We start from the raw sequence: 22847 nt of genomic DNA, 5'->3' as shown, positions 1-22847 counted from the left end.
TCGTGTTCATGCGCCCACTCCGATTTTCACGATGCTGCCGATGGCCACACCCAACTCCTGGTGCACCGCCGAGCCCGGTGAGTTCAGCGGAAGCCACACCACCCGGTCGGGCATGTCGGTGACGTTGAGCGGCAACGTGATTGACCCGCGCGACGTGCTGACGGTGACCGCGTCGCCCTCGGCGGCGCCGATCGAGGCCGCCGTGTCGGCCGAAAGCCGCACGACGGGGGTGCGCGCGGTGCCGGCCAGATGCGGCTCGCCGTCCTGCATCCGGCCGTTGTCCAGCAGCATCCGCCAGCCGGTCAACACGGCCTCGCCCTGACCCGGCTGGGCCGGCTTCGGGCTCGCGACCCGCGGGCCGGCGACGTGCTTGCCGCCCCAGCCGCCCAGCCCGGACATCTCCTCGCGAGCCGCCTCGACGGTCGCCGCGTTCAGGTAGACGCCCATCTCGTCGGCCAGCGTGTCGAGCACGCGGTGATCCGATTGGCTCGCCTGCTGCGCGGTGCCGTGCAGCGCGGGGGCGAACCCGCGGTAACGGCCCTCCCAGTTGACGAACGCGCCGGCCTTCTGCGCCGTCGACGCGACCGGGAAGACGACGTCGGCACGTTCGGTGACGGCGCTGTGCCGCAACTCCAGGCTGACCAGGAAGCCGACGGCGTCCAGGGCGGTCAGCACCGCGTCCGGATCGGCGAAGTCGGCGGGGTCGACGCCGCCGACCAGCAGCGCGGCCAGGGAGCCGTCGGTGGCGGCGGCCAGGATGGCGCCGGCGTCACGCCCGGCGGCAGAAGGCAATTCGTCGACGTGCCACGCCTCGGCGACCTGCGCCCGAGCGGTGTCGTCGGCGACGGGCCGGCCGCCGGGCAGCAGCGTGGGCAGCGCCCCGGCCTCCAACGCGCCGCGCTCGCCGGCCCGGCGCGGAACCCACGCCAGCCGGGCGCCGGTGGCGTCGGCGAGCCGGGCCGCGGCGGACAGCCCGCCGGGGACCGTGGCCAGGCGTTCCCCGACCATGATGACCGCGCCCGGCCGCGACAGCAGGTCCCCGACCTCACCGGTGGCCAGCCCGTCCAGCGTGGAAGCCTCGGCGCCGGGCGGGGTTTGGAGCAACCGGCCGAACATCTTCGTCAGCGCGCGGGTGGCGAACGGTGCGACCGCGTACACGGGCACCCCGTGGTTGCGGGCCGCCTTGCGCAGCCGCAGGAACACGATGGGCGACTCGTCTTCGGGCTCGAACCCGACCAGCAACACGACCGGCACCGACTCCAGGTCGGAATAGCTCACGGTCACCGGCCGGCCCGCCACCCGGGCGGCGAGGAAGTCGGCCTCCTCGGCCGAATGCGGGCGGGCGCGGAAGTCGATGTCGTTGGTGTCCAACACTATTCGTGCAAACTTGCTGTACGCGTAGGCGTCCTCCCAGGTGGCTCGGCCGCCGACCAGGACGCCGGTGCGCCCGCGGGCCGCCTCGAGGCCCTGGGCCGCCGCCACGATCGCGTGCGACCACGACGCCGGCTGCAACTCGCCGTCCGCATCCCGGATCAGGGGAGTGGTGATCACGTCCGGCTGGGTCGCGTATGTGAAGGCCCACCGGCCCTTGTCGCAGTTCCACTCCTCGTTGACCTCGGGGTCGTCGCCGGCCATCCGGCGCAGCACCTTTCCGCGGCGGTGGTCGGTGCGCTGGGCGCACCCCGAGGCGCAGTGCTCGCACACGCTGGGGCTGGACACCAGGTCGAAGGGGCGGGCGCGGAAGCGGTACGCGGTCCCGGTGAGCGCGCCCACCGGGCAGATCTGCACCGTGTTGCCCGAAAAGTAGGAGTTGAACGGTTCGTTGGCGTAGATGCCGATCTGCTGCTGCGCGCCGCGCTCCAGCACGTCGATGAACTTGTCGCCGGCGATCTGCTCGGAGAACCGGGTGCAGCGCACGCACGAGATGCACCGCTCCCTATCCAGCAGCACCTGCGACGAGATGTTGATGGGCTTGGCGAAGTGCCGTTTGTCGTCGTGGAAGCGGCTCTCGGGCCGGCCGTTGGACATCGCCTGGTTCTGCAGCGGGCATTCGCCGCCCTTGTCGCACATCGGGCAGTCCAGCGGATGGTTGATCAGCAGCAGCTCCATCACGCCGTGCTGGGCCTTGTCGGCGACCTCCGACGTCAGCTGGGTGCGCACCACCATCTCGTCGGTGGCCACCACCGTGCACGCGGTCATCGGCTTGCGCTGACCCTCGATCTCCACGATGCACTGCCGGCACGCGCCCACCGGGTCGAGCAGCGGGTGCTCGCAGAACCGCGGGATCTGGATGCCCATCAGCTCGGCCGCGCGGATCACCAAAGTGCCCTTGGGAACGCTGATTTCGACGTCGTCGATGGTCAACGTCACCATCTCCGGCGGACGCACCTCGTCGCCGGTCGCGGGTTTGGCCGCCTGGGTCATGAGCGCCGCTCCTCCTCATCGCTTCGCTCTGCATCGTCGCCGGCGCGAGTCACGCGTTACCTCCGTTGGGCATCAGCATCGAGTCTCGGGGGTCGAACGGGCAGCCGCCGCCCTCGACGTGGGCGACGTACTCGTCGCGGAAGTACCGGATCGACGACTGCACCGGCATCGCCGCGCCATCGCCCAACGCGCAGAACGACTTTCCGAACAGGATGTCGGCGATGTCGAGCAGCGTGTCCAGATCCTCGTGGGTGCCGCGGCCCGTCTCCAGTCGCTCGTAGATCGGCGCCAGCCAGTATGTGCCCTCCCGGCACGGCGTGCATTTCCCGCACGACTCGTGTTTGTAGAACTCCGACCAGCGCCGGGCCGCGCGCACCACGCACGTCGTCTCGTCGAAAATCTGCAACGCCTTGGTGCCCAGCATCGAACCGGCCCCGCCCACGCCCTCGTAGTCCAGCGGCACGTCAAGGTGCTCCTCGGTGAGGATCGGTGTCGACGACCCGCCGGGCGTCCAGAACTTGAGCCGATGCCCGGCCCGCACCCCGCCGGCGTATTCGAGCAACTCGCGCAACGTGATACCCAGCGGGGCCTCGTACTGGCCCGGCCGGGTGACGTGACCGGACAGCGAATACAGCGTGAAGCCGGGCGATTTCTCGCTGCCCATCGACCGGAACCAGTCGACGCCGCCCAGGATGATCGGCGGGACGCTGGCGATCGATTCGACGTTGTTGATCACCGTCGGGCAGCCGTAAAGACCGGACACCGCGGGGAACGGCGGCCGCAGCCGCGGCTGGCCGCGGCGGCCCTCCAGCGAGTCGAGCAGCGCGGTCTCCTCGCCGCAGATGTAGGCGCCCGCACCGGCGTGCACCACCAGCTCGAGATCGAAGCCGGAACCGTTGATGTCGCGACCCAGGTAACCCGCCTCGTAGGCCTCGGCCACCGCGTTCTGCAGCCGGCGCAACACCGGCAGCACCTCACCGCGCACGTAGATGAACGCGTGGTGGGCCCGGATCGCGTAGCAGGCGATGATGACGCCCTCGACGAGCATGTGCGGGGTCGCCAGCATCAGCGGAATGTCTTTGCACGTACCGGGTTCCGACTCGTCGGCGTTGACCACCAGGTAGTGCGGCTTGGCGGCCGGGCCGGTGTCACCCTGCGGGATGAACGACCACTTCGTCCCGGTGGAAAAACCCGCGCCGCCGCGGCCGCGCAGGCCGGAGTCCTTGACGATCCCCATCACCTCGTCGGGCTCCATGCTCAGCGCCTTCTGCATGGCCCGATAGCCGTCGTGGCGTCGATAGGTCGCCAAGGTCCACGATTCGGGGTCGTCCCAGTAGCGGCTGATCACCGGCGTCAACGGTGTCGCCTGGACGGCGGCGGCCATTACTGCTCCTCCCCGGGAGCGCCCGGCGCCGGCGGTGCCTGCATGCCGAGCTCCTTCGCGATCTTCAGGCCGGCCAGGGTGGCCGCACCCGCGCCGCCCTGGCCCTGGTCGGGGCGCTCGTCGGGCAGGCCGGCCAGGATGCGCGAGGTCTCGCGGAAGGGGCACAGCGGGGCGCCGCGGGTGGGCGGTGCGGGCTTGCCGTCGCGCAGCGAGTCGACGAGTTCGCGGGCCGACTCCGGCGTCTGGTTGTCGAAGAACTCCCAGTTGACCATGACCACCGGCGCGAAATCGCAGGCGGCGTTGCATTCGATGTGTTGCAGGGTGATCTTGCCGTCGGGGGTGGTCTGGTCGTTGCGGACGCCGAGATGGTTGACCAGCGTCTCGAATATGGCGTCGCCGCCCATGATCGCGCACAGCGTGTTGGTGCAGACTCCGACCAGGTAGTCGCCGGTGGGGCCGCGGCGGTACATGGTGTAGAAGCTGGCCACCGCGGCCACCTCGGCACCGGTCAGCCCGAGCTGCTCGCCGCAGAACTCCAGGCCCGCGGGTGTCAGGTAGGAGTCCTCGGATTGCACCAGGTGCAGCAGCGGCAGCAGCGCCGATCGCTTGTCGGGGTAGCGGCCGATGATGTCCTTGGCGTCGACCTCCAGCCGCGCGCGGACCTCGGCCGAATACGACTGCGGCGCACCCTCGACGACGAACTGGTTGGGTTCCTCCGGTGGTGGTCCGAGCCTGATGAAGACGCGCTCGCCGTTGTTGCCTACCCCCGGTGCCGTCATCGGTCGACCCCGCCCATCACCGGGTCGATGCTCGCGACCGCGGTGATCAGGTCGGCGACCAGTCCGCCCTCGCACATCGCGGCGACCGACTGCAGGTTGGTGAACGAGGGGTCCCGGTAATGCACGCGGTAGGGGCGGGTGCCGCCGTCGCTGACCATGTGCACGCCCAGCTCACCGCGCGGCGACTCCACCGCGACGTAAACCTGGCCCGCCGGAACGCGAATGCCCTCGGTGACCAGTTTGAAATGGTGGATCAGCGCCTCCATCGAGCTGCCCATGATCTTCGCGATGTGCTCCGGTGAGTTGCCCAGGCCGTCGGGCCCGACCTTCAGGTCGGCCGGCCAGGCGATCTTGCGGTCGTCGACCATGATCGGTCCCGGTCGCAACTTGTCCAGGCACTGCTCGACGATCTTCAGCGACTCCCGCATCTCCTTGACGCGAATCATGTAGCGCCCGTACGCATCACAGCTGTCGTCGGTGATCACGTCGAATTCGTAGTTCTCGTACCCGCAGTAGGGTTCGCTCTTGCGCAGGTCGTGGGGCAGCCCGGTGGATCGCAGGATGGGTCCGGTGATGCCCAGCGCCATGCAGCCGGTCAGATCCAGGTAGCCCACGCCCTGGGTGCGGGCCTTCCAGATCGCGTTCTCGTTGAGCAGATTCTCCAGGTCGTTCAGCCGGCGGCTGAGCAGGCCGATGGTCTCCCGGACCTCGTCGACCGCGTTGGGGGGTAGATCCTGCGCCAGTCCACCGGGCCGGATGTAGTTGTGGTTCATCCGCAAACCGGTGATCGACTCGAACAGGTTCAGGATGAGTTCGCGGTCCCGGAAGCCGAGGAACATCGCGGTCATCGCGCCCAACTCCATGCCGCCGGTCGCCAGCGCGACCAGATGCGACGAGATCCGGTTGAGCTCCATCATCATGACGCGGATGACGTTGACCCGCTCCGGTATCTCGTCGGTGATGCCGAGCAGCTTCTCCACACCCAGGCAGAAGGCGGTCTCGTTGAAAAACGGTGACAGGTAATCCATTCGGGTCACGAAGGTGACACCCTGTGTCCAGTAACGGTATTCGAGGTTCTTCTCGATTCCGGTGTGCAGGTAGCCGATCCCGCAGCGGGCCTCGGTGACCGTTTCGCCCTCGATCTCCAGGATCAGCCGCAACACCCCGTGCGTGGACGGGTGCTGGGGCCCCATGTTGACGACGATGCGTTCCCCGGGGTCGGCGGCGCGGGCGGCTTCGACGACCTGTTCCCAGTCCTGGCCGCCGGCCACGACGACCGTCTCGGGGCCGCCGCCGTCGTGCGTCGAATCGGTGACTGTGCTCATCAGTTGTAGGCTCTCCGCTCGTCGGGCGGGGGTATCTGGGCGCCTTTGTATTCCACCGGGATCCCGCCGAGCGGGTAGTCCTTGCGTTGCGGATGCCCGTGCCAGTCGTCGGGCATCTCGATGCGGGTCAACGACGGGTGCCCGTCGAAGATGATGCCGAAGAAGTCGTAGGTCTCGCGCTCGTGCCAGTCGTTGGTCGGGTAGATCGAGAACAGCGACGGGATGTGTGGATCACCATCGGGCGCACACACTTCCAGCCGGACGCGCCGATTGTGGGTGATCGACTGCAGCGGGTAGACGGCGTGCAGCTCGCGGCCGGTCTCGTGCGGGTAGTGCACCCCGCTGACGCCGAGGCAGAGCTCGAAGCGCAGGGGCGGTTCGTCGCGCAGGCGCTGGGCCACCTGCGGCAGCAGCTCCCGGCGCACGTGCAGGGTCAACTCGTCACGGTAGACGACGACTTTCTCGATGGCGTCGGCGAATTGGATGCCGCCGGCCTCGAGCGCGTCGGCCAGCCGGTCGACGACCTCGTCGAAGTAGCCGCCGTACGGCCGGGGGCTGCTGCCCGGCAGCGTGACCGCCCGCACCAGCCGTCCGTATCCGGACGTGTCACCGGTGCCGGACGCCCCGAACATGCCGTGGCGGACGTTGATGACCTCCTCGCCGGGGGACGGGACGGAGCCGCCCACCTCGCTGGCGGCCACCTTCGGGTCGTGATCGGGCGAGCTCATCGAAGCAGCCCACGCATCTCGATCGTCGGCTTGGTCGCCAGCGCCGCCTGCTCGGCCTCGGCGATGGCCTCTTCCCGGTTGACGCCCAGCGGCATTTCCTGAATCTTCTCGTGCAGCTTGAGGATTGCGTGCAGCAGCATCTCCGGGCGCGGTGGGCAGCCGGGCAGGTAGATGTCCACCGGGACGACGTGGTCCACGCCCTGCACGATCGCGTAGTTGTTGAACATTCCGCCCGACGACGCGCACACGCCCATGGCCAGCACCCATTTCGGCTCGCCCATCTGGTCGTAAATCTGGCGCAGCACCGGCGCCATCTTCTGGCTGACCCGTCCGGCCACGATCATCAGGTCGGCCTGCCGCGGCGTCGCCGAGAAACGCTCCATGCCGAAGCGCGCGATGTCGAACCTCGGCCCCGCCGTCGCCATCATCTCGATCGCGCAGCAGGCCAGCCCGAACGTCGCCGGCCACAACGAGTTCTTGCGGACGTAACCGGCGACCTTCTCGACCGTCGACAGCAGGATGCCGCCGGGCAGCTGTTCTTCCAGGCCCACGTCTTACCTCAATCCCACGTCAGGCCGCCGCGGCGCCACACGTAGGCGTAGGCCACGAAGACCGTCAGCATGAACACCACCATCTCGACCAACGCGAACGTCCCCAGGGCGTCGTAGCTCACCGCCCAGGGATACAGGAACACGATCTCGATGTCGAAGACGATGAACAGCATTGCGGTCAGGTAGTACTTCACCGGGAACCGCTGGCCCGGCCTGGCTTGCGGGCCGCTCACCGACGTCTCGGTGGGTTCGATCCCGCACTCGTAGGCGGCCTGCTTCGACTTGTTGTAGCGCGACGGGCCGACCAGGCTTGCCAGCGCCACCGAGCCGACGGCAAAGGCGGCGGCAATCGCGCCTAGCACCAGGATGGGTATGTAGACGTTCAATTCGCTCCATGATCCGTCGTGGGGCCGTCTCCCAAGGCTTGAGCGGCGGCCGGGCGGTAACCGGGCTGCTGTGACGAACGGGGTCTGTAGTGCGCCACAGTGACCTTCAACATAGCGTCGCGACACCCGGCGCCGTTGCCCGGGGTGGTGCTTTCGGGAGGTTTCCGGGACGGCCGGCGCGGGCGCCGCGGGGCAGCCCCCGGTGCGTGTCCGTCACCGCAGGTGAGGACGGCGATCGCGGGCGTGATCGGGCTAGCGGGCGGGGGTGCGCAGCAGGCCGAGCACCGTGCGGCCCAACACGATGGGGTCGACGGGGTGCGGCACCGCGGCTTCGGCGCGCGACCAACTGGCCAGCCAGGCGTCGTCCGGGCGCCCGGTGAGCACCACGATCGGCGGGCAGGTCGCGAGTTCGTCCTTGAGCTGCTTGGCGATGCCCATGCCGCCGGTCGGGGTGGCCTCGCCGTCGAGGATGGCCAAGTCGATGCCGCCCTCGTCCATCGTGCGTATCACCATCGGACCGGTCGCCACCTCGACGTAGTTCAGCTCCGGCAGGTCCGGGTGCAGGCGTCGGCCCAGTGCCCGAATCACTTGTTGGCGCGTGTGGGCGTTGTTGCTGTAGACGAGGATCCGCAGGGCAACGCTGGTTTCGAGGCTGGACTCGGGGCTCGAGGCGGGCACGGTGCAGATCGTACTGGTGCCGCGGCGGCCTTACCGGGGCGCCCGCTCGAAGATGACGTCTCCGGCCGCCGTCGCCGTGGCGCCGATCATGCCGAACTTGTTCCAGCCCAAGTCGAACCGGGAGCGATCGATCTCGGTTTGGCCGCAGATCCGGACGGAGCCGTCCTCGAGCTCGGTGATGGTCACCGGCAGGGGCAGCGGCGCGGTGACGCCCTTGATGGTGAGGTTCGCGCCGAGCTCGGCGGCCCTGCCCTTCGGGGGGCCCTCGGTGGGGCGCACCGCGGTGACGACGACGCTGATCTGATCGAAGCGTTCGGCGTCGAAGAAGTCGGCCGAGCGCAGGTGCTTGTCGCGGCGACCGATGCCGGTGTCCAGCGACGCGGCGCGGATGTCGAGGCGGCCGAAGACCGCGCCCTTGCCGGTGAGTTGCCCGTCGCCGTCGAAGTCGGTGAAGCGTCCCTTGACCGTCAGCAGGCCCCACATGTTCTTGACCTCGAAGGTGATCGCCGAGCGATCCGGGACGATCTTCCACACGCCGGCCATCTCGGGATCGTCGAGCAGTGTTTCCAACGTCGTCATCGTCAGCCCTTTCGTTCGTCACCCCATCAGGGGGGCTATCCCCGCGGGGTCGAAGTATTCGTCGATCCGGTCGATCAGCCCGTCGGCGCCCACCTCGATCACGATGCAGACGCGTAGCGAGATCGATTGGCCGGCATGGCCGGTGGCGCGCAGGATGTGCTGCTGGACGAAGCCGCCTGCCGGTCCGTCACTGAACAGCCGGCGATCCAGGATCTCGTAGCGGCGCTCGGTGGTGACGTCGATGAACCAGTCGATGACCCGCAGCGCGCGGGCCTTGTCGTCATCGCGGCGCGCACCGACGCGCCAGACGGCGATGTCGTCGCTCCACATTCGGGCGACCGCGTCCTTGTCGCCCTTCTCGATCGCCGTGAACAGGCGGTCGGCTACGTCGACGACGGTTTCCGCGGTGGCGGGCATGGCACTGGCTCCTATTCGCTGTCGTATCCGGGATGGGCAACCGCCAGCCGGTGCCGGACCAGGGTCCGCAGGCAGGCCGTGACGTCCTCGGTGCGCCCGTCCAGCTCACCGGCCCGGATCGCGGCGGCAAGGCCGGTCTCGTCGGCGAACCCCAGGCCGGCCAGCGCCGCGCGCGCCTGCCCGGCACCGTCGTCGAGCAGTTCGCGCTCGACGATGCGTAGGACGTTGGCGGCCACCCGGGCGTGGAAGTTGACCTGTCCGCCGGTCGCCTCGCGCACATCGCCTTCGATGAATTCGGCCACCGCCGCCACCAGCTCGGCCGCCGTCGGCCGGCCGTGCAGCGGGTCACCGGATGTCACGGGCTGTGCCTTTCCCGAGCAGGTCGAGCCTCGAGCAGGTCGAGCAGATCCCATTCGGTCTCGCAGACGCGGCGCCCGATCGCCGCCAATTCCACCGAGCGGACCTGCCCGCTCAGGTGGCGCTCGGCCTGGTGCCGGCAGATGACACCCCAGCGCAGCGTGGCCAGCACCAGCCACCAGTGAAACGCCACCCGATCGACGGTAGTCCCGCCGGCCTCCTCGTAGGCAACCAAGAAGCTCTCGATGCTGCCGAGGCCGCCGGCCCCCAGGCCGGCGGGCGCGCCGAACCGCCAGGCCCGGATGCAGAACCAGGCCAGGTCCTCGTAGGCCTGCCCGCGGTGCACCAGCTCCCAATCCAGAACGGCGGCAAGGTCGCAACCGTCGACGATGAGGTTTCCCATCCGGAAGTCGCCGTGCACCAGCACGGTGGGCGAGGGCTCGGGCCTGCGGGCGGCCAGCCAGCGAAACCCCCACTCGAAGGTGGCCGTGGTGTCGCCCATCGCGTCGAGCCGCGCGCGCCACTCGTCGAGCTCGTCCGCTTCGGTCAGCCCGGGCAGGTCCGCGTCGGCCCGGTGGATGGCGGCCAGCGCCCGGGCGCATTGGCGCAGCAGGTTGGCGCGGCCCGTCTCGTCGAGGCGGCGCTGGATGCGACGGACGATGGTCTCGCCCTTGATCTCGTCGCAGATGAGAAACGGATTGCCCAGTGCGGCAGGCGAATCGTCGGCGACCAGGATGTGCGGGACCGGCGCGCCGGCCGCGGCGGCGGCGGCCTGCGACCGGGCCTCCAGTTCCATGCCGGCGTGCGCGTCGTCGGGTGGGCCGGCGCGCAGGATGAGCGGACGGCGCCGCCCATCGGTGACGGCGTCGAACGCCCACGTGGTTCTGCTGGCGCCGCCGGTCAGCGCGCGCAGGTTGCCGATCGTCACGTCGGCGCCCAGCACCGGGCCCAACACCGCGGGCAATCGGTCGTGCAAATTCACTTGCTGCCGAACTTGAACAGCCGCTGGGCCACTCGGCGGATCTGGATCTCCTCGGCGCCCTCGGTGATCCGGTAGCGGCGGTGGTGACGGTAGATGTGCTCGAAGGGCTCGTGGCGGCTGTACCCGAGGCCGCCGAAGACCTGCATGGCGCGGTCGGCGGCGTCGCAGACCAGCCGGTTGGCGCGGTAGTTGGCCATCGACACCTTGTCGGAGACCTCCATGTGGTGGTCGCGGTCCAGGTGCCACGCCGCGTATTGGACCAGCAGCCGTACCATCTGGGCCTCGGTCTGCAACTCCGCCAGCGGCCATTGGACGGCCTGGTTGACCGACAGCGGCTTGCCGAACACCGTGCGCCTGCCGGCGTACTCCGCGGCCCGGTCGATGCAGTATTGCGCAGCGCCCAGGCTGCTGGCGGCCTGGCGAATCCGGTTCTCGTGCAAGAACGTCTGGGCGACCTCGAGGCCGCGGTCCACCTCGCCGAGCACCGCGTCGGCGGGCACCCGCACATCGGTCAGCTCGACCTCGCCGTGGTCGGTGGGCATGTTGAACGTCCACCAGTAGTAGGGCACGTTGAACCCCGGCGCGTCGGTCGGGACCATGAACGCGGTGATGCCCCGGGCCTGTCCGGGCTCGCCGGACGTGCGGGCGAAGACCAGATCGTGGGTGGCGCGGTGCACGCCGGTGTTGAACCGCTTGGAGCCGTTGATCACCCAGTCCTCGCCGTCGGGCTTGGCGTGGGTTTCCAGCCAGGTCGCGTCGGAGCCGTGCCGCGGCTCGGTGAGGCCGAACGCCATCGAGCGCTCCCCGGTGATCAGCGCCTCCGACCAGACCCGTCGTTGCTCGTCGGTGCCGAACCGCTCCATCATGATCACCTGCGGGAAGTTCCCGACGATCGAGGATTCGTTCTGCAGGTCGTTGTGCAGGCCAAGGCCCTTGTGCGCCAGGTGCTCCCGGATGACGGCCATGTCGACGTTGGAACCGTCGCGGCCGCCCAGCGAGTCGGGCAGCCCGTAGCGCAGCCAGCCGGCCCGGTCGGCCCGCCGGCGCATCTCGGCGAGCAGGTCCTCCCACTCCCGGGTCGGGATGCCGTCGTTGTCCCAGTCGGTGCGGGCATGCTCGCGGCGCTGGTCGAAGTACTGCATGTTCTCGGCCTGCAGCGGCGCGATCTCGCGCTCGATGAACGCGTCCATCTCGGCAAGCAGCCCCGGAAGGTGTTCTGGCAGAGTGAAATCCACGCTGATCTCCTCACGATCTCGTTACGCGCCGTACAGGGTTTTCTTCCAGATTGTGGACAGGGTGGCGATGGCGTCCTCGTCGCTGATCCTCACGCCCAGGCCGCCCGGGCCCGACGGGCCGACGAAGACGGTGGTGAAGTTCTCGAACAGCAGCGCGATGGCCGCCGCCGTGTAGTGCGGGTTGAGCTCTTTGCCGTAGCCCTGTTCCTGCGCGCGGCGGACCGAGGCGGCCACGATGTCCATGCCGAAACGCCGAAACTCGTTCTGCACGGCCGCGAACCGCTGCTGGGTGGCGCCCAGCTGGGCGACGGCGATCATGATGCCGATGTTCTGCTTGAAGATGTTCCAGTACCCGGTGACCACCGAGGTGAAGAACGCGTCGTCGTCGGGCGAGTCCGGCAGGTGCACGCTCAGCCCGGACGGCGTCACGACGTCGTGCAGAAAGGACTCGGCGAGCGCGGCCAGCAGGTCTTCCTTGTCGGCGAAATACCGGTAGAACACCGCCGGCGACTTGCCCGCGGCCGACGTGATGTCGGCCAGCGTGGTGCCGTGAAAGCCGCGCTCCGCGAACAGCTTTCGCGCGGCCTGCTCGATGGCCTGCCTGGTCTGGCGGCCCTTGGAGGTCAGCTCCCGGGTGGGCATCAGGCCTGCATTCGGTCGCCGGCGCGCAGCAGGGCGCTCGGCAGGTCATGGCCGACGACCGACCGCGCGACCTCCGCCGCCGCGATGGCGGCCTGCAGGTCGACGTCGACGTCGATGCCGCTGTCGCGCAGCAGGTACACCAGGTCCTCGGTGGCGATGTTGCCGGTGGCGCCCGGCGCGAACGGGCAGCCACCCAGCCCGCCGACCGAGGCGTCCAGGCGGGTGACGCCGGAGCCGACCGCCGCATAGGCGCTGGCCAGCCCGGCGCCGCGGGTGTTGTGGAAGTGCGCGCCCAGCGGCATGTCGCCGATGACCGGACGCAATTGGGCGACAAGCGAACTCACCCTGCCCGGGGTGGTCGTGCCAATGGTGTCGGCGATGCAGAAGCGGTCCGCGCCTTGGTCGCGGGCGGCCGTGGCGATGTCGAGCACCCGCTGCGGCGGCGTGGGGCCCTCGAACGGCGAGTCCCACGCGGTGGCGACGATCACCTCGACGGTGACGCCGCCGTCGTGCGCGATGCCCACGATCTCGCCGATCTGTTCGGTGGCCTCGGCGCTGGTGCGCCCGACGTTGGCCTTGCTGAAGGCGTCGTCGGCGGCCACCACGTACTCGATCGATCGCAGGCCGGCCGCGACGGCGCGCTTGGCCCCGCCGGGGCTGGCGACCAGGGCGGAGAACTCGATGCCGGGATACTCGTGCAGGTGCGCGGCGAGTTCGGCGGCGTCGGCCATCGACGGCACCTTGCTGGGGGAGACGAAGGCCGTGGCCTCCACCTCCCGCACCCCGGTGGCGGCCACGGCCGCCAGCAGTTCCAGCTTGGCCGACAACGGGATTGGCTTTTCGATCTGCAGGCCGTCGCGCAGCGACACCTCGCGGATGTCGACGTGGGAGTTCATATAACCTCCTCGGCGCGCAACTCGTCGAGTTGCTCGGCGGTCTTGCCCAGCAGCCCGATGTAGACGTGGTCGTTGTGTTGCCCGGGACGCGCGGGACCGGCGTTGCGGACGGCGCCCGGCGACTCGGACAGCACCGGCACGATCCCCGGCCCCAAGACGTTACGCCCGACGCGCTCGTCGTAGTGCTCGACCAGCATGCCGCGCGCCTTCAGCTGCGGGTCTTCGACCACTTCGGCGACCGTGTTGATCGGCCCCGAGATCACGCCCGCGGCGCTAAGCGTTTCGATGATCTCGCCGGGTTGCCGCTCGGCGGCCCAGGCGCCGATGATTTCGTCGAGTTCGTCCTGATTGCGCCCGCGCGCCCGGTGCGTGGCGAACCGGTCGTCGGTGGCCAGCTCGGGCCGGCCCATCGCCTTGCACAGCCGGGCGAACACGGTGTCCTGGTTCGCGGCGATGACCACCCAGGAGCCGTCGGCGCTGCGGTAGATGTTGGACGGCGCGATGCCCTCCAGCCGGGTGCCCGACGGCCCGCGCACCACGCCGCCGACGTCGTAATCGGGGATCGTGGATTCCTGGACGGCCAAACATGATTCGGTGAGCGCGACGTCGACCACCTGGCCGCGGCCGGTCACGCCGCGGCGGTACAGGGCGGCCAGCGCGCCCTGGGCGCCGAACATCCCGGCCAGGCTGTCGCCGAGGGAGAGCGCCAGCCGGGGCGGCGGGCCGCCCGGGAAGCCGTTGAGGTGCCGCAGCCCGCTGCCCGCCTCGGCCACCGAGGCGTAGCCCGCCTTGTGCGCCTCCGGCCCGGTCTGCCCGTAGCCGGAGACCCGGACCAGGATGATGCCCGGATTCCGTTCGGACAGCACGTCGTAGCCCAGGTTCCACTTCTCCAGCGTGCCCGGCCGGAAGTTCTCCACCACGATGTCGGACTTCTCGACGAGCTCGAGGAACAACTCGCGGCCGCGGGGCCGGCGCAGGTCGAGGGTGATCGCGCGCTTGTTGCGGGCGTGCACCGTCCAGAAGACGTGGTGCCCGTCGAGCTCGGCCTGGCCCCAGGTGCGCAGCGGGTCCGGGGCGCCGGGCGGCTCCACCTTGATGACGTCGGCGCCCATGTCGCCGAGCAGCCGGCCCGCGAACGGCCCGGCGATCAGGGTGCCCAGCTCGAGCACCCGGATGCCGTCCAGAGCACCCGTCATACTTTCACCGCGAAGTCGTGGCGGGCCAGCCAGCCGGTGATGATCTCGACGGCCTGGCGCAGCTTGTCGCGCTGGTCGGGACCGGCGTAATAGTGTGTGGCGCCGGGGATTTCGTGCATCTCCTTGTCGGGGTGCCCGATCGCCTCGAACAGCCGCCGGGTGTGGCTGGGCGTGCAGGCGTCATCGGCCAGGTTACCGATCACCAGCGCCGGGACCGCGATGTCGCGCCCGCAGTCCACCCCGTCGCCGCGGGCCTCGTCGTAGCTCCACTGCGAGAGCCACCCGCGCAGCGTCGAGAAGCGGGCCAGCCCGACCGGGCTCATGTTCACCACTCGAGGGTCGCCCAGGTAGCAGGTTCCCGGCGTGCGTTCGTTCGGGTCGACCGTGGGATCCAGCCAGCGCGGGTCGGCCATGGTGCCGTGCACGACGAAGCAGAACTCGTCGTCTGGGCGGCCGCCGGCCCTCAGTTCGGCGAGCTTGTCCTTGACCCACGCGGTGATCCGGCGGTTGCGGTCGATCTGGGCCTGCCGGTACCGGGCGAGGAACTCTTGGCTGTAGGGCGGCTGGTTGGGGTTGTCGGACTTGTACAGGTCGAGCTCGGGATCGCGCTTGGTGGGGTCGGATTCGTCGAGGATGGACGCGTCGAGCCATTCGGTCAGCGTGCCGTGCCGGCTGATGTGCGCGGCGAGCAGCATGATGCCGTCGGCGGCGGGCAGCTCCAGCTTGGTGAGGTCGGGGCCGTCGCCCGACGGGCTCGACGTGATGGTCGCGTGCTGGGCCTGCTGCTGGTAGAACACCGACAGCGAGCCGCCGCCGCTCCACCCGGCCAGCACGACCCTGCTGTAGCCCAGCCGCTTCTTGGCGTCCTTGATGCACTCGCCGAGGTCCTCGACCACCTTTTCCATCAGCAGCGCCGAATCGGTGCCGCGGAACCGGCTGTTGCAGTAGATGACGTGGTGCCCGGCGCGGGCCAGCGCGTTGATCATCGGCAGGTACGCGCCGCCGCCGATTGGGTGCATGAACACCAGCACGGTGTCCGACGGCTTGTCCTTCGGCTTGAGCAGGTAGCTCTCCAGCACGGTGATCTCGGCCAGGCCGCCGTACACGTCGCGCACAGCGGAATTGTTCTGGAACGCAACGAGATACGGGATGCGGTCGTATTCGTGTTTCACAGCTTGTCTCATCAGTGCTGCCCGAGGTCGTGCGCCAGCACCTCGGCCGACGGTGTCAGCCGCCGCCGGGTGTCGACGGCGATGACCTGCCAGTCGACGCGCGTGTGCTCGTCGAACTTGCGGCGCGCGCGTTCCCGCGCCTTTTCCGGAGCGCCATGGTGAACCCCTTGCGGCGCATGGGAAATCAGGCCCGGCGGCATCGGGATCCCGTAGAGCGAGCCGCCGTGGAAGAACGCGATCTCGTCGTAGTCGACGTTGCGGTGATACCAGGGCGTGCGCTCGGTGCCCGGGATGCCCTCGGCGGGCCTGGGCAGGAAGTTCATCACGTAGACGCCGGTGGCCTGCATGAACAGGTGCACGGTCGGCGGCAGGTGGACGCTGTCGGAGGTGATCACGTTGTAGTCGGCGATGTTGAAGGTGAACGCGAAGTTGTCGCCGCGCCATCCCTCGACGTCGATCGGATTGTGTTGGTAGTACAGCGTTGTCGTGCCGCCACCCTCGATGGGCCGGTGGACGAGCCGGACCTCGTATTCGTCGCGGCCGTCTCGGAAAGGATCGGGGTCGATCGGTTCGGGCTCGGGGATGGTGGCCTGCGACGGGTCGAACGGGAAGTGCCGGCCCAGCGAACCGGGCGGCGGCACCCGGAACTCGTCGCTGGCCTCGATCATCAGCAGCGTGGTTTCGCGATCGGGCACCTGGCGCCAGGTGCACGCCTTGGGGATGTAGACCCAGTCGCCCTCGCGGTAGCGCAGCGGCCCGAACTCGGTCTCCAGCAGCCCGGTGCCGTCGTGGACGAAGCACAGCAGGTCGCCGTCGACGTGACGGGTGTAGAACGGCATCGGCTCGTGGCGGCGGCTCAGCAGGATGCGGCAGTCGGCGTTGCTGAACATCAGCAGCGGCCCGCCGTTGGCGTCGGTGGCGTCGCTGGGCTTGAGCTCGCCGGACAGCACGTCGAGCGGGCGCAGCGGGCCCACCGAGCGGTAGGCGGTGGGGTCGTGGCGGCGGTAGATGTTCGCGGTCCGGCCGGTGAAGCCGCCCCGGCCCAGCTCGTCGTCCTTGAGGCCGTCGAGGTCGGCGTGCAGCCGCCGCGGCGTCCTACCTTTTCGCAGGTGAACGAAGGATTCCATGGATGACTCCCGGATTGTTGCCGCTCGGCTGAATAACTGAAAGTGACATTACTTTTTGTTTTTGGGTCGCACAAGGGGCGGTGTATCCGTGCGCCATAGGCGCGTCAGCGAACGCGGACGACGACCTTCCCCTTGGCGGTGCGATTCTCCAGCGACGCGACCGCCGCGGCGGCCTCCGCGAGGGGGTACACCTCCGGGTTCGGGGGAGCCAGCCGGCCGGAGCTCAGCAGGCCCTCGAGCCCGGCCCACTGCTCGGCGAGCGCGTTTGGGTGTGTCGCCGTCCAGGCGCCCCAGCCGACGCCGACGACGTCAATGTTGTTGAGCAGCAGCCGGTTCACCTTCACGGTCGGAATCTCTCCGCCGGTGAACCCGACGACCAGCAGCCGTCCGCCCGGGGCGAGCGAGCGCAGCGAATCGGTGAACCGGTCGCCGCCGACCGGGTCGACGACCATGTCGACACCCCGGCCGCCGGTGAGCTCCTTGACCGCGTCCTTGAAACCCTCGGCCAACACCACGTCGGTGGCGCCCGCCGCCGTCGCGACGTCGGCCTTGTCCTCGGTGCTGACCACCGCGATCGTGCGGGCCGCCCCGAGCAGCGGGGCCAGCCGCAGCGTCGACGTCCCGATCCCGCCCGCGGCGCCGTGCACCAGCACCGTCTCGCCGTCAGCCAGCCGGCCGCGCACGGTCAGCGCGAAGTACACCGTCAGGTCGTTGAACAGCAGGCCGGCGCCCGCCTCGAAGCTGACGTTGTCGGGGAGCTTGAACACCCGGTCGGGCTGCAGGATCGCGACCTCGGCCATGCCGCCGGACAGCATCGTCAGCCCGACGACCCTGTCGCCGGCCCGCACGTGAGCGTCGTCCGATGCCGAGCGCACCACGCCGGCGATCTCGGCTCCGAGCACGAACGGCGGCTCCGGGCGGTATTGATAGAGCCCACGGGTCAGCAGCGCGTCGGGGAACGCCGCGCCGGCGGCGTGCACCTCGACGACGACGCCGTCACCCGAGGGTTCGTCGACCTCCGTCACCTCGATCGCGTCGGGACCATCCAGCCGAGTCACCCGTGCAGCCCGCATGCCACCTCCGTCGTCGATGTCGCCCGATCAGCCTACTAACCTCACCGTGATGGATTCCTTTCCGCTCGGCGGCCGTGCGGTCGCCCGTATCGGGTTCGGGGCGATGCAACTGCCGGGCCCCGGTGTGTTCGGGCCGCCGCGGGATCGCGACCAGGCGCTGGCGGTGCTGCGCCGCGCCGTCGAGCTCGGCGTCGACCACATCGACACCGCGCAGTTCTACGGCCCCGACGTCGCCAACGAGCTGATCTGCGAGGCGCTGCACCCGTACCCCGAGAACCTGGCCCTGGTGACCAAGGTCGGCGGGCGCCGCGACGACGCCGGCGGCTGGCTCCCGGTCGCCGAGCCCGCCGACCTGCGCCGCGACATCGAATTGAATCTGCTCACCCTGGGCGTCGACCAGCTGGCCGCGGTGAATCTGCGACTGTTCGAGAGCGACGGGCCGGACCGGCTGTTCGACGATCAGCTCTCGGTCATGATCCAGGTGCGCGACGAGGGGTTGATCGGCGGGATCGGGCTGAGCAACATCAACCGCGAGCACCTACTGCGCGCGCTGGAGCGCACCGAGATCGCCTGTGTGCAAAACGCTTTCAACCTCGTTGACCGTGACTCGGCCCCGGTGCTGGACGAATGCACGGCGCGGGGAATTGCGTTCGTTCCGTTCTTCCCGCTCGGGGCCGCGTTCCTGCAGCCGAATCCGGTGCTGGGCAACCCGTCGGTGCAGCGGATCGCCGAGCGGCTCGGGCGCACCCCGGCCCAGGTCGCGCTGGCGTGGACGCTGAGCGTGGCACCCAACGTTCTGCTCATCCCCGGTACCTCGTCGGTGCGGCACCTGGAGGAGAACTTGGAGGTCGCCTCGATCGAGCTCGACGAGGACAGCCGCGAGCAGCTGACCGCGCTCGCCGGTTAGGTTTCGCCGAAAGTGCACTCACGGAGAAAAATTCGCCAAATTCTCGCCGCAGGTTCACGTTCGCCGCAAAGGCGACCTACTTGAGCTCCGACGACGACAGGCCGAGCAGGCGGCGGGCGACCACCAGCTGCTGGATCTGCTGCGTTCCCTCGAAGATGTCCATGATCTTCGAGTCGCGCGCCCACTTCTCCAGCAGCGTCTGCTCGGAATAGCCTGTGGTGCCGACCAATTCGACGGCCTTTAGCGTGATGTCGCTGCCCACCCGGCCCGCCTTGGCCTTGGCCATCGACGCTTCCTTGGAGTTGGGGATCGAGTTGTCGGCCTGCCACGCCGCGCGCAGGGCCAGCTGGTAGCTGGCCTCCCAGTCGGCCTCCATCCGCAAAAACTCGGCCGCGGCAGCGCTTTGGACGTGTGACGGCTTGTCGTAGGAGATCTCCACGCCGGACTCGGTCAGGATCTTGCGCAGTTCTTCCAGCGCCGCCCGGGCGATCCCGATGGCCATCGCCGCCACCACGGGCCGGGTGTTGTCGAAGGTCTCCATGACGCCGGCGAACCCCTTGCCCGGCTCGATCTCCGGGTTGCCCAGCAGGTTGTCCTTCGGTATCCGCGCGTTGTCGAACCGGATGACGGCGGTGTCGGAGCCCTTGATGCCGAGCTTGTCCTCCAGCCGCTCCACCGTGACGCCCGGGTGTTCCCGCGGCACGATGAACGACTTGATCGCGGGGCGGCCCTTCGACTTGTCCAGCGTCGCCCACACCACGATGTGGGTGGCGCGCGAACCCGCTGTGACGAAGATCTTTTCGCCGTTGATCACGTATTCGTCGCCGTCGAGCGTCGCGGTGGTGGACACCGCCGCCGAGTCGGATCCGAAGCCCGGCTCGGTGATCGCCATCGCCGCCCACACCCTGCCCAACCGCTGCAGTTGCTCGTCGGTGGCCACACCGGAGATGGCCGCGTTGCCCAGGCCCTGATAGGGGATCGACAGCATCATCGCCGCGTCGCCCCAGCAGGCCTCCATGGTCTGCAGCACCGCGGCCATGTTGGCGCCGTTGTGGTTCTCTTCCTTGCTTTCGCCGCTGCGGAACGCCTCGGCCCCGGCAAGCCCCAGGGCGTTGGACTCGGTGGCTCCCTGGAACAGGCTGGCCAGCGTGTCCAGCTCGACGGGATACTCGTGCTCCCTGAGGTCGTATTTGCGGGCGATCGGCCGCATCATCTCCGCGCCGGCCTGATGCGCCTTGTCGATCACCGCCTGCATCTTGCGGGGCAGTTCCAAATTGATTGCCATGATTGATCTTTCGCTTGAAATTAAGACTTCAGATGACGACGACGCCCTCGGCCACGCCGATGGCCCGCAGGTCGCGGTACCACCGCTCGACCGGATGTTCCTTCGTGTAACCGTGGCCGCCGAGCAGTTGCACGCCGTCGAGGCCGATCTGCATGCCCTTGTCGGCGCCGAGCCGCTTGGCCAGCGCCGCCTCCCGCACGAACGGGAGGCCCTGTTCGGCGCGGGCCGCGCCGCGCCAGGTGATCAGCCGCAGCCCGTCCAGCTCGATGGCGATGTTGGCGCACATGAACGCGACGGCCTGGCGGTGCGCGATCGGCTCGCCGAACGCTTCGCGTTCCTTCACGTAGGGCACGACGTAGTCGAGCACCGCGTGCGACGTCCCCACCGCCAGCGCCGCCCAGCCCAGCCGCGACAGCGCGAGCGCCTCGGAGTAGTCGTGTTCGGTCGCGTCGTCCTCGCCCAGCCGCGCGCTCAGCGGCACCGACACGCCGTTGAGCTCGACCCGGCCCAGCGCCGCGGCGCGAATCCCCATGCTCGGATCCGCCTTGACGGTAAGGCCTTTCGTGGACGATTCGACGATGAACAGGGCCGGCTTGCCGTTCAGTTGCGCGCCGACGATGAACAGCTCGGCGTCGGCCGCGGCGGGGACCAACGACTTCACGCCGTCGAGCCGGTAGCCGCTCGGCGTGCGCACGGCGGTGGTCTTCAGCCGGGTGGGGTCGAACAGCGGCTGTGGCTCGGCGATGGCCACGCAGGCCTGCGGCACGTTCTCGCCCGCGAACTCAGGCAGGTAGGTGGCCTGCTGGTCCGCGCTGCCCCAGTGGGTCAGCGCGGCCGCCACGCCCCCCGGCGCCAGGATCGGCAGCGCCAGGCCCATGTCGCCGTAGGCCAGCGCCTCGGCCGCCAGCACGTTGGTCACGCTGGAGCGGTGCGCGGCGATGCCCTCGAAGTCCTCGGGGATGTTGATCGCGGTGATGCCCAACTCGGCGGCCTTGGCGATCAGGTCCCGCGGGTAGGTCGCGGCCTCGTCGGCGTCGTGCGCCGCGGGCCGCAGCACCTCGGCGGCGAACTCCTCGAGGGTCTCGACGATCATCTTCTGCTCGTCGTCGGGCGTCAGGTCGTAGTAGTCCTTGCCGCTGGACTTGAGCCGGGTCGGTCCGCCGCGCAGGTTCTGGACCCGCTTGAACTGCCGGGTGGCGGCGCCGGCCGTGGAGAAGACCGTCTTGGTGCCGTAGCGCAGGGCGCGGTTGAGCGGGTCGCGCAGATGGTATTTGTCCAGAAACTCCTGGCCGACGATCGGCGTGAGCAGCGCCATGGCGATATCGATCCCGGTCCGCCGGTGCGGTTGCAGCCCGACGCCGGTCTTGCGGCCGCGCCGCCTGAAGCGGGAGCGGGACGACTTTGACGATTGTGAAGTCTGTTTGGAACCGGAAACGGTGTCGGTCATATCAGCAGCCTCGGTCGTTGGGGCGTTCGCATGCGGATGCCCCGATCTTACTCCGGAGTAAGATAGCTGGGGATGCCCTGTTAACTAATTCACACGTTTTCGTCGCCGAGGCAGCCCAGCACCCGGTCGTGCAGCAGGCCGTTGGTCGCGACGGCGCTGCCGCGGTGCGGGCCCGCCGCGCCGTCCAGGCCGGTGAACGTCCCGCCCGCCTCCCGCACCAGGACGTCGAGGGCCGCCAGGTCCCACACCGACACCTCGGGCTCGGCGGCGATGTCGACCGCCCCCTCGGCGACCAGGCAGTAGGACAGGAAGTCGCCGAAGGCGCGCACCCGCCACACCGCGTCGGTCAGCTCGATGAACCGATCGCGAATCCCGCGCCGCGCCCATCCCGACAGGCTGGAGAACGACAGGCTGGCCGAATCCAGCTGTGCCACAGCCGAAACCGACAGCCGGCGCGGGGCTGCGCCGTCGACCGCGACGAACGCGCCCCGGCCGCGCGCCGCCCACCACCGGCGCTGCAGCGCGGGCGCGCTCACGACGCCGACCGAGGGGACGCCGTCGTCGAGCAGCGCGATCAAGCTGGCCCACACCGGGACCCCGCGCACGAAGTTCTTGGTGCCGTCGATCGGGTCGACGATCCACTGCCGCCCGGTGAGGGCGGTGGTCCCGCCGAACTCCTCGCCGACGACGCTGTCGTCGGGCCGCTCGCGCCCGAGCGCCTCGCGCAGGTCGGCCTCGACCGCCCGGTCGGCGTCAGTCACCGGCGTCAGATCCGGTTTGGTGTCGATGCGCAGGTCGAGCGCGCCGAACCGGGTGCGGGTCAGCGCGTCCGCGCGGTCGGCCAGCGTCAGCGCCAGCGCCAGATCGTCCCGGCTCATGCCAGCAGTCCTACCACGACTTTCGGAAGCGACTTTCGGAAAGCCCTAACCTGGAAGGCGTGTGGGAATTCGGGGTGCTGCTTCTACTGGTGGCGGTGCTGGCCATCTTCCTTGCCCAGCGGTTCGTCCCGCGGGGTCCGCGCGGCGAGCTGGCCAGCGGCACGCTGCTGGTGACCGGCGTCAGCCCGCGACCGGACGCGGTCGGCGAGCAATTCGTCACGATCGCCGGGGTGATCAACGGACCGACCCTCAACGAGCACTCGGTGTATCAGCGCATGGCGGTCGACGTCGACGCGTGGCCGACGGTGGGCCAGCTGATGCCGGTGCTGTATTCGACCAAGAATCCCGACAATTGGAAGTTCGCGCCGCCCGAGCCGCCCGAGCCGCCCGCGCCCTAGA

24 protein-coding genes are annotated in these 22847 nt (G+C 69.4%); 2 read left to right on the top strand and 22 right to left on the bottom strand.

The genetic code is table 11. The features are described from left to right. Positions 1–6: 6 nt before the first annotated feature. The 19 genes from OQ968_RS12550 to OQ968_RS12460 all read right to left on the bottom strand — a co-directional run bounded on the left by OQ968_RS12550 (position 7) and on the right by OQ968_RS12460 (position 17931). A complete protein-coding gene (locus OQ968_RS12550) occupies positions 7–2424 on the bottom strand; it encodes an NADH-quinone oxidoreductase subunit G (protein WP_324678202.1) in 2418 nt (805 codons plus the stop codon). 49 nt (positions 2425–2473) lie between these two features. Beyond that, positions 2474–3808, bottom strand: coding sequence for an NADH-quinone oxidoreductase subunit NuoF (gene nuoF, locus OQ968_RS12545; protein ID WP_324678200.1), 1335 nt, complete (start codon positions 3806–3808; stop codon positions 2474–2476). Next, positions 3808–4587: an NADH-quinone oxidoreductase subunit NuoE gene (gene nuoE, locus OQ968_RS12540; RefSeq protein WP_324678198.1), complete on the bottom strand. Its 780-nt coding sequence runs from the start codon at positions 4585–4587 to the stop codon at positions 3808–3810. Before nuoE ends, nuoF begins: the two co-directional genes overlap by 1 nt. Further along, positions 4584–5912 carry an NADH dehydrogenase (quinone) subunit D gene (nuoD, locus tag OQ968_RS12535; protein WP_324678196.1) on the bottom strand — a complete coding sequence of 443 codons (1329 nt, stop codon included), beginning with the start codon at positions 5910–5912 and terminating at the stop codon, positions 4584–4586. The genes nuoE and nuoD overlap by 4 nt, the downstream gene beginning before the upstream one ends. Beyond that, complete coding sequence (locus tag OQ968_RS12530) at positions 5912–6640, bottom strand: NADH-quinone oxidoreductase subunit C (RefSeq protein ID WP_324678194.1); 729 nt, start codon at positions 6638–6640, stop codon at positions 5912–5914. Before OQ968_RS12530 ends, nuoD begins: the two co-directional genes overlap by 1 nt. Next, positions 6637–7191: an NADH-quinone oxidoreductase subunit B family protein gene (locus OQ968_RS12525; protein WP_324678192.1), complete on the bottom strand. Its 555-nt coding sequence runs from the start codon at positions 7189–7191 to the stop codon at positions 6637–6639. Before OQ968_RS12525 ends, OQ968_RS12530 begins: the two co-directional genes overlap by 4 nt. A gap of 8 nt (positions 7192–7199) precedes the next feature. Then, positions 7200–7577: an NADH-quinone oxidoreductase subunit A gene (locus tag OQ968_RS12520; protein ID WP_324678189.1), complete on the bottom strand. Its 378-nt coding sequence runs from the start codon at positions 7575–7577 to the stop codon at positions 7200–7202. Between the two features lie 252 nt (positions 7578–7829). Further along, on the bottom strand, positions 7830–8255 hold the full coding sequence (locus OQ968_RS12515) for a hypothetical protein (RefSeq protein WP_324678187.1): 426 nt from the start codon (positions 8253–8255) through the stop codon (positions 7830–7832). A 30-nt stretch (positions 8256–8285) separates the two neighbouring features. Next, on the bottom strand, positions 8286–8834 hold the full coding sequence (locus OQ968_RS12510) for a YceI family protein (protein ID WP_324678185.1): 549 nt from the start codon (positions 8832–8834) through the stop codon (positions 8286–8288). Positions 8835–8852: 18 nt separating this feature from the next. Further along, positions 8853–9251: a nuclear transport factor 2 family protein gene (locus OQ968_RS12505; protein ID WP_324678183.1), complete on the bottom strand. Its 399-nt coding sequence runs from the start codon at positions 9249–9251 to the stop codon at positions 8853–8855. An 11-nt stretch (positions 9252–9262) separates the two neighbouring features. Then, positions 9263–9610: a DUF6285 domain-containing protein gene (locus OQ968_RS12500; protein ID WP_324678181.1), complete on the bottom strand. Its 348-nt coding sequence runs from the start codon at positions 9608–9610 to the stop codon at positions 9263–9265. Then, positions 9607–10590 carry a phosphotransferase family protein gene (locus OQ968_RS12495; protein WP_420715900.1) on the bottom strand — a complete coding sequence of 328 codons (984 nt, stop codon included), beginning with the start codon at positions 10588–10590 and terminating at the stop codon, positions 9607–9609. The genes OQ968_RS12500 and OQ968_RS12495 overlap by 4 nt, the downstream gene beginning before the upstream one ends. Further along, complete coding sequence (locus OQ968_RS12490; protein ID WP_324678179.1) at positions 10587–11825, bottom strand: acyl-CoA dehydrogenase family protein; 1239 nt, start codon at positions 11823–11825, stop codon at positions 10587–10589. The genes OQ968_RS12495 and OQ968_RS12490 overlap by 4 nt, the downstream gene beginning before the upstream one ends. Before the next feature lie 21 nt (positions 11826–11846). Beyond that, on the bottom strand, positions 11847–12467 hold the full coding sequence (locus OQ968_RS12485; RefSeq protein ID WP_324678177.1) for a TetR/AcrR family transcriptional regulator: 621 nt from the start codon (positions 12465–12467) through the stop codon (positions 11847–11849). Beyond that, complete coding sequence (locus OQ968_RS12480; RefSeq protein ID WP_324678175.1) at positions 12467–13363, bottom strand: hydroxymethylglutaryl-CoA lyase; 897 nt, start codon at positions 13361–13363, stop codon at positions 12467–12469. The genes OQ968_RS12485 and OQ968_RS12480 overlap by 1 nt, the downstream gene beginning before the upstream one ends. Then, the gene (locus tag OQ968_RS12475; RefSeq protein ID WP_324678173.1) at positions 13360–14559 is read right to left on the bottom strand and encodes a CoA transferase; all 1200 of its coding nucleotides are present in this window, start codon (positions 14557–14559) and stop codon (positions 13360–13362) included. Before OQ968_RS12475 ends, OQ968_RS12480 begins: the two co-directional genes overlap by 4 nt. After that, positions 14556–15731, bottom strand: coding sequence for an alpha/beta hydrolase (locus tag OQ968_RS12470; RefSeq protein WP_420715899.1), 1176 nt, complete (start codon positions 15729–15731; stop codon positions 14556–14558). The genes OQ968_RS12475 and OQ968_RS12470 overlap by 4 nt, the downstream gene beginning before the upstream one ends. Positions 15732–15742: 11 nt before the next feature. After that, positions 15743–16858, bottom strand: a complete 1116-nt coding sequence (locus OQ968_RS12465; protein WP_324678169.1) for a homogentisate 1,2-dioxygenase — start codon at positions 16856–16858, stop codon at positions 15743–15745. Between the two features lie 104 nt (positions 16859–16962). Next, positions 16963–17931, bottom strand: a complete 969-nt coding sequence (locus OQ968_RS12460; protein WP_324678167.1) for an NADPH:quinone oxidoreductase family protein — start codon at positions 17929–17931, stop codon at positions 16963–16965. Positions 17932–17980: 49 nt separating this feature from the next. Here OQ968_RS12460 and OQ968_RS12455 point away from each other — a divergent pair, with 49 nt between their 5' ends. Continuing rightward, positions 17981–18838: an oxidoreductase gene (locus OQ968_RS12455; protein WP_324678165.1), complete on the top strand. Its 858-nt coding sequence runs from the start codon at positions 17981–17983 to the stop codon at positions 18836–18838. Between the two features lie 76 nt (positions 18839–18914). Here OQ968_RS12455 and OQ968_RS12450 read toward each other — a convergent pair whose 3' ends face one another. The 3 genes from OQ968_RS12450 to hisN all read right to left on the bottom strand — a co-directional run bounded on the left by OQ968_RS12450 (position 18915) and on the right by hisN (position 22448). After that, positions 18915–20123, bottom strand: coding sequence for an acyl-CoA dehydrogenase family protein (locus tag OQ968_RS12450; protein ID WP_324678162.1), 1209 nt, complete (start codon positions 20121–20123; stop codon positions 18915–18917). A 28-nt stretch (positions 20124–20151) separates the two neighbouring features. Next, the gene (locus OQ968_RS12445; protein WP_324678161.1) at positions 20152–21570 is read right to left on the bottom strand and encodes an acyl-CoA dehydrogenase family protein; all 1419 of its coding nucleotides are present in this window, start codon (positions 21568–21570) and stop codon (positions 20152–20154) included. An 89-nt stretch (positions 21571–21659) separates the two neighbouring features. Next, entirely contained in the window at positions 21660–22448 is a 789-nt protein-coding gene (gene hisN, locus OQ968_RS12440) for a histidinol-phosphatase (protein ID WP_324678159.1), read from the bottom strand. A 59-nt stretch (positions 22449–22507) separates the two neighbouring features. Between hisN and OQ968_RS12435 the strand changes: the two genes are divergently transcribed. Beyond that, positions 22508–22846, top strand: a complete 339-nt coding sequence (locus OQ968_RS12435) for a hypothetical protein (protein ID WP_324678157.1) — start codon at positions 22508–22510, stop codon at positions 22844–22846. The last annotated feature ends 1 nt before the right edge of the window (position 22847 follow it).

It is taken from the genome of Mycobacterium sp. 663a-19 (genome assembly GCF_035616495.1).
GTDB lineage: Bacteria > Actinomycetota > Actinomycetes > Mycobacteriales > Mycobacteriaceae > Mycobacterium.
Note: the sequence above shows the minus strand (reverse complement) of the source record. Positions and strands in the feature narration are given on the sequence as shown.

Bases quoted from the DNA above. Each gene is read 5' to 3' on its own strand.
- OQ968_RS12550 (WP_324678202.1), bottom strand. From the start codon at position 2,424: ATGACCCAGGCGGCCAAACCCGCGACCGGCGACGAGGTGCGTCCGCCG.
- nuoF (WP_324678200.1), bottom strand. From the start codon at position 3,808: ATGGCCGCCGCCGTCCAGGCGACACCGTTGACGCCGGTGATCAGCCGC.
- nuoE (WP_324678198.1), bottom strand. From the start codon at position 4,587: ATGACGGCACCGGGGGTAGGCAACAACGGCGAGCGCGTCTTCATCAGG.
- nuoD (WP_324678196.1), bottom strand. From the start codon at position 5,912: ATGAGCACAGTCACCGATTCGACGCACGACGGCGGCGGCCCCGAGACG.
- OQ968_RS12530 (WP_324678194.1), bottom strand. From the start codon at position 6,640: ATGAGCTCGCCCGATCACGACCCGAAGGTGGCCGCCAGCGAGGTGGGC.
- OQ968_RS12510 (WP_324678185.1), bottom strand. From the start codon at position 8,834: ATGACGACGTTGGAAACACTGCTCGACGATCCCGAGATGGCCGGCGTG.
- OQ968_RS12505 (WP_324678183.1), bottom strand. From the start codon at position 9,251: ATGCCCGCCACCGCGGAAACCGTCGTCGACGTAGCCGACCGCCTGTTC.
- OQ968_RS12485 (WP_324678177.1), bottom strand. From the start codon at position 12,467: ATGCCCACCCGGGAGCTGACCTCCAAGGGCCGCCAGACCAGGCAGGCC.
- OQ968_RS12480 (WP_324678175.1), bottom strand. From the start codon at position 13,363: ATGAACTCCCACGTCGACATCCGCGAGGTGTCGCTGCGCGACGGCCTG.
- OQ968_RS12475 (WP_324678173.1), bottom strand. From the start codon at position 14,559: ATGACGGGTGCTCTGGACGGCATCCGGGTGCTCGAGCTGGGCACCCTG.
- OQ968_RS12465 (WP_324678169.1), bottom strand. From the start codon at position 16,858: ATGGAATCCTTCGTTCACCTGCGAAAAGGTAGGACGCCGCGGCGGCTG.
- OQ968_RS12460 (WP_324678167.1), bottom strand. From the start codon at position 17,931: ATGCGGGCTGCACGGGTGACTCGGCTGGATGGTCCCGACGCGATCGAG.
- OQ968_RS12455 (WP_324678165.1), top strand. From the start codon at position 17,981: ATGGATTCCTTTCCGCTCGGCGGCCGTGCGGTCGCCCGTATCGGGTTC.
- OQ968_RS12450 (WP_324678162.1), bottom strand. From the start codon at position 20,123: ATGGCAATCAATTTGGAACTGCCCCGCAAGATGCAGGCGGTGATCGAC.
- OQ968_RS12445 (WP_324678161.1), bottom strand. From the start codon at position 21,570: ATGACCGACACCGTTTCCGGTTCCAAACAGACTTCACAATCGTCAAAG.
- hisN (WP_324678159.1), bottom strand. From the start codon at position 22,448: ATGAGCCGGGACGATCTGGCGCTGGCGCTGACGCTGGCCGACCGCGCG.